This window comes from Thermodesulfobacteriota bacterium, assembly GCA_036482575.1.
GTDB lineage: Bacteria > Desulfobacterota > GWC2-55-46 > GWC2-55-46 > JAUVFY01 > JAZGJJ01.
Window position 1 is genome coordinate 1 of sequence record JAZGJJ010000018.1, and the last position, 3819, is coordinate 3819.

5 protein-coding genes are annotated in these 3819 nt (G+C 60.8%); 3 read left to right on the top strand and 2 right to left on the bottom strand.

What is annotated here, in order from left to right; translation table 11 throughout:
- Nucleotides 1–834 (bottom strand): hypothetical protein (locus V3W31_00650; GenBank protein MEE9613447.1); only part of this gene is annotated, 834 nt, incomplete at its 3' end.
- An 88-nt stretch (nt 835–922) separates the two neighbouring features.
- Between V3W31_00650 and V3W31_00655 the strand changes: the two genes are divergently transcribed.
- From V3W31_00655 to V3W31_00665, 3 genes are all read left to right on the top strand, one after another.
- Entirely contained in the window at nt 923–1771 is an 849-nt protein-coding gene (locus V3W31_00655; protein MEE9613448.1) for a Sir2 family NAD-dependent protein deacetylase, read from the top strand.
- Nucleotides 1772–1835: 64 nt separating this feature from the next.
- Nucleotides 1836–2081: a hypothetical protein gene (locus V3W31_00660; GenBank protein ID MEE9613449.1), complete on the top strand. Its 246-nt coding sequence runs from the start codon at nt 1836–1838 to the stop codon at nt 2079–2081.
- Nucleotides 2082–2171: 90 nt separating this feature from the next.
- Nucleotides 2172–2594: a hemerythrin domain-containing protein gene (locus V3W31_00665; GenBank protein MEE9613450.1), complete on the top strand. Its 423-nt coding sequence runs from the start codon at nt 2172–2174 to the stop codon at nt 2592–2594.
- A 138-nt stretch (nt 2595–2732) separates the two neighbouring features.
- Here the strand turns inward: V3W31_00665 and V3W31_00670 are convergent.
- The coding region (locus tag V3W31_00670; GenBank protein ID MEE9613451.1) for a hypothetical protein at nt 2733–3819 on the bottom strand (1087 nt) is incomplete at its 5' end.

The following is a 3819-nucleotide window of genomic DNA, read 5'->3' on the forward strand; positions in this document are numbered from 1 at the left end:
GCTCTCCACCACATCAAGCCTCCCCGAGGGGGAGTGGACGGTTTCAAGCACCCTGCCCCCGGGGAAGTTCAAGGCGGCCGAAAGGTCCCTGTAGGGAGAGACCCTCGCTTCGAGCCAATTGCCCGGCAGGAACGCCGCCAGTGCGAGGAGTATCAGGGCCGAGGCGGGCAGGGCCGCCTCGATAAGGCGTGAGGGGGTGCGGAATAAAAGTGCGGCCGTGAAGAACAGAAATGCCGCGACGATCACCGCCCCCTCCCCCCCGGAGACCGTAAGCACGAGGAGTATCAGGACGCACCCCGTGCCGGCGCCGACCATATCCGCGAGATAGAGCCTGTGCACCCTCTCGCTCATTGCCCTTATCGCCGCGGACACTATCGCCCCGGAAAAGACAAAGGGTATGGACAGCATCAGATACTGCGCGAGGATTTTTCCGAACTCCGACCTGCTCCACGCGGCCTTCACCGGGTCGAAGAGGAGCGCGTTGGCCGCCATGTAGCAGAGAACGGACGCCGCGCACAGGAGGGCCGCGAGCACGGAGAGAAGCCTCGCGGCCCCTTCCCCCCCTTCCCCCCCTCCCCCCTCTCCCCCTTGTTGCCCGCCGCTCCAGCCCGTCGCCATGAGCACCGCCCCGCCGGCCCCTATGCCCATGAGCGCGATGCTTATGACCATGAAGGCGAAGTGGTAGCCCTGCGCGAGAGAGAAGAGGTTCATGAGCCCTATCTCGTATGTCAGGGTGCCGGTCGATACCAGGTATATCGCAAGGTACGTCCTTAGAGGTCGGGTCGCCATAAAGACTATTATAAAGGAGTTCCGCGCCGTTGCAAAGAACGACATCCGGTTTTTGCTTTTCCGGCCCGAAAATAGTAATCTGAACCCATGGGAAGCGGTGCTCGACCATGCAGGGCGGGACAAGGAGCGGTAGATGGATAGGACGGATTCGGTAAAGAGGGCGGCCGAGGCCATAGCCGCAGCCGACGCGATACTCATAGGCGCGGGCGCCGGGATGGGCGTGGACTCGGGCCTCCCGGACTTCAGGGGCGACGAGGGTTTCTGGAAGGCCTACCCCCCGTTAAAACACCTCGGCATATCGTTCGTCGAGATGGCCAACCCGGTCTGGTTTATGGATAAGCCCGAGATGGCCTGGGCCTTCTACGGACACCGGCTTAACCTCTACCGCGAAACCGTCCCGCACCAAGGTTTTTCCCTCTTGAACTCCTGGGCTTCGGGCAAGCAGGGCGGTTCTTTCGTCTTCACCTCGAACGTGGACGGCCAGTTCCAGCGGGCGGGCTTTGCCGAGGAAAAAATCTACGAGTGCCACGGCTCCATACACCACCTGCAGTGCCTCGAGGGGTGCGACGGCGAGGTCCGGCCCGCCGAGGGGGTCTATATAGACGTAAACCTCGATGATATGACCGTAGCGGGAGAGATTCCGGCGTGCGCCTCCTGCGGCTCGGTCACGAGGCCCAATATCTTGATGTTCAACGACTGGTCGTGGCTCCCGCAGAGGACCAACGCCCAGGAGGAGAGGCTCGGCCAATGGCTTGACAACATCGGCGGGGGGGGAAAGGGGAAGCTCGCGATAGTCGAGTGTGGCGCGGGCACGGCCGTACCGACGGTCCGCATGAGCTGCCAGGCGTTCGCCGCGAGGTACGACGCGCGCCTTATACGCATAAACCCCCGCGAGCCGCACGGCCCGGACGGGACCATCTCCATCGACACCCCGGCCCTCGAAGGGCTAAGGCTTATAGACGAGGAAATAAAAAGCCCTTAAGCTCTATAAAGTATGATAGGGTAAGTACATTCCTTTTTTCCAATATTCGTAAAGCGAGGTGACAATGGCAAAGCGTTCCGGCATGTATAAGAGCGGGAAGCGTCAGAAAGAGATAAAACGGCTTAAGAAGCAGGAAGAGAAGAGGCTCAAGCGCCAGCATAAGGACGCGGGCCTTCCCGAAGAGCCGGAGACGACTGAAGCGACGGAAACTACGGAGACCACCGAGGCGGAACCTTCCCCCGAGTCCTCCGAAGACACGCCCGAACCGACGGATACGGAAGATAAAGAGCAGGGGTCTGATACCCCCTGAGAGTCCATTCCCTCCCCCGGCTTCACGGCATGTTCGATAGGCCGGGTGCAAGGCAACATAACCCGCACGCAACTTCGGAGGAGGTGCAAAATGATCAGGACAGAGGACTTAAGACGCCAGCACGGCGAACTGCTGGATATCGTAACCGAGATGTCCGCCTTGCTCAATGAAGACGCGTTAAAGGAGGAGGCGGGCCCGATAAGGTCGCTCCTGTCGAAGTTCGCGGCCAAGCTGTCTACCCATCTTAAGATGGAAGACATAAAACTCTACCCAGTGCTCATCGACAACGCGGACGAGAAGGTCCGCTCCGTCGCCAACGACTTCATGGAAGAGATGGGCGGCCTGAAAGACGCCTTCGGCAAGTACCTGGATAACTGGCCGACCGTCCCGAAGATACAGAAAGACCCCGCGGGCTTCGTCACCCAAACCAAAGGGATTTTCGAAGCGCTCGGGAAAAGGATCGAAAGAGAAGACAACCAGCTCTACAAAATATTCGATAATCTGAAAGCCTGAGGGGGGCTGAGACCCCTTTCAGTTACGGGCCTTCGGCCCGTAACTCCCAACGACCTTTACACAAAACTGAAACCCATGTCACAGGGCCCCCACCACCTCCACTCCTTATCTTCCAGGCCGTAGACTTTCCTGCCTGATTCAGTACATGTTCACGACCGCATCATGGCTGATAACAAACCACTTCGAGTCCGACGCCAGCTCCCCGGTCTTGCTTCTGAACCACCAGTCGCACCCCACGAGCCAGCCGCCGTCCGTATAGAAAACCTCGGTGCACTCCTTTATGTCTATATCAACGGGGGAAGAACTGTTCTTCTTCAGGTGGGCAAGAACGGGCGCGTAATAGATGTCCTGCGGGACCCTTACGGGCATCTTCCCGTGCTTTAGCACCCTCGGGTCAAGCGCGGCCTTCTCGGCTGCCGCCTTCTCTTGAGCTGCCTTTTCCCGCGCTGCTTTCTCAGCCGCCGCCTTCTCTCGGGTTGCCTTCTCGGCCGCCGCTTTCTCCTCGGCCGCTTTCTTCTGTGCCGCTTTCTCTTGAGCTGCCTTCTTCTGAGCGGCCTTCTCGGCTGCGGCCTTTTCCCGAGCCGCTTTCTCAGCCGCCGCCTTCTCCCGGGCTAACTTTTCCGCTGCGGCTTTCTCTTGAGCCTTCTTCTCAGCCGCTACCTTCTCGGCTGCCGCTTTCTCCCGGGCTGCCTTCTTCTCAGCCGCGGCCTTCTCGGCTGCCGCTTTCTCCTCGGCGGCCTTCAGTTCAGCCGCTTTCCTTTCAGCTTCCGCCTGAGCCCGGTCAGCTTCCACCGGGGTCGTAGCCACGACACCTTCCGGGCGGGCGGGGGGCGGGGCGGGCGCGACAGCCGGGGCAAGATGGTCAGCCCCCCCCGTCTCGACCTCTTTACGTACCGCGTCGCGTGAAGACCAGAACACGGCAGCCCCCGCAAGTAAAATAACCGCGATGACCGTGAAGGCTATAAACGGCCCCCTTCTCTTCGACCGCCGTGGTGAACCTTCCATTGCCGCCTTCTCAGCGCTCACGGGCAGAGCGGCCCGCAGCTCGGAGTCATAGCCGCAGACGCACCTGGCCGCGGACACGTCCATAAGCCTGCCGCACTCCGGACATTCGCCCTCCCTGGTTGCGTCCTCACTCGCGGGAGCAGGGGGAGTAGACGGCTCCTCCGGTACGGGGGCGGCATATGGGACCTGTGGGGGGGGTTCGGGAGTAGAAGCCGTTGGT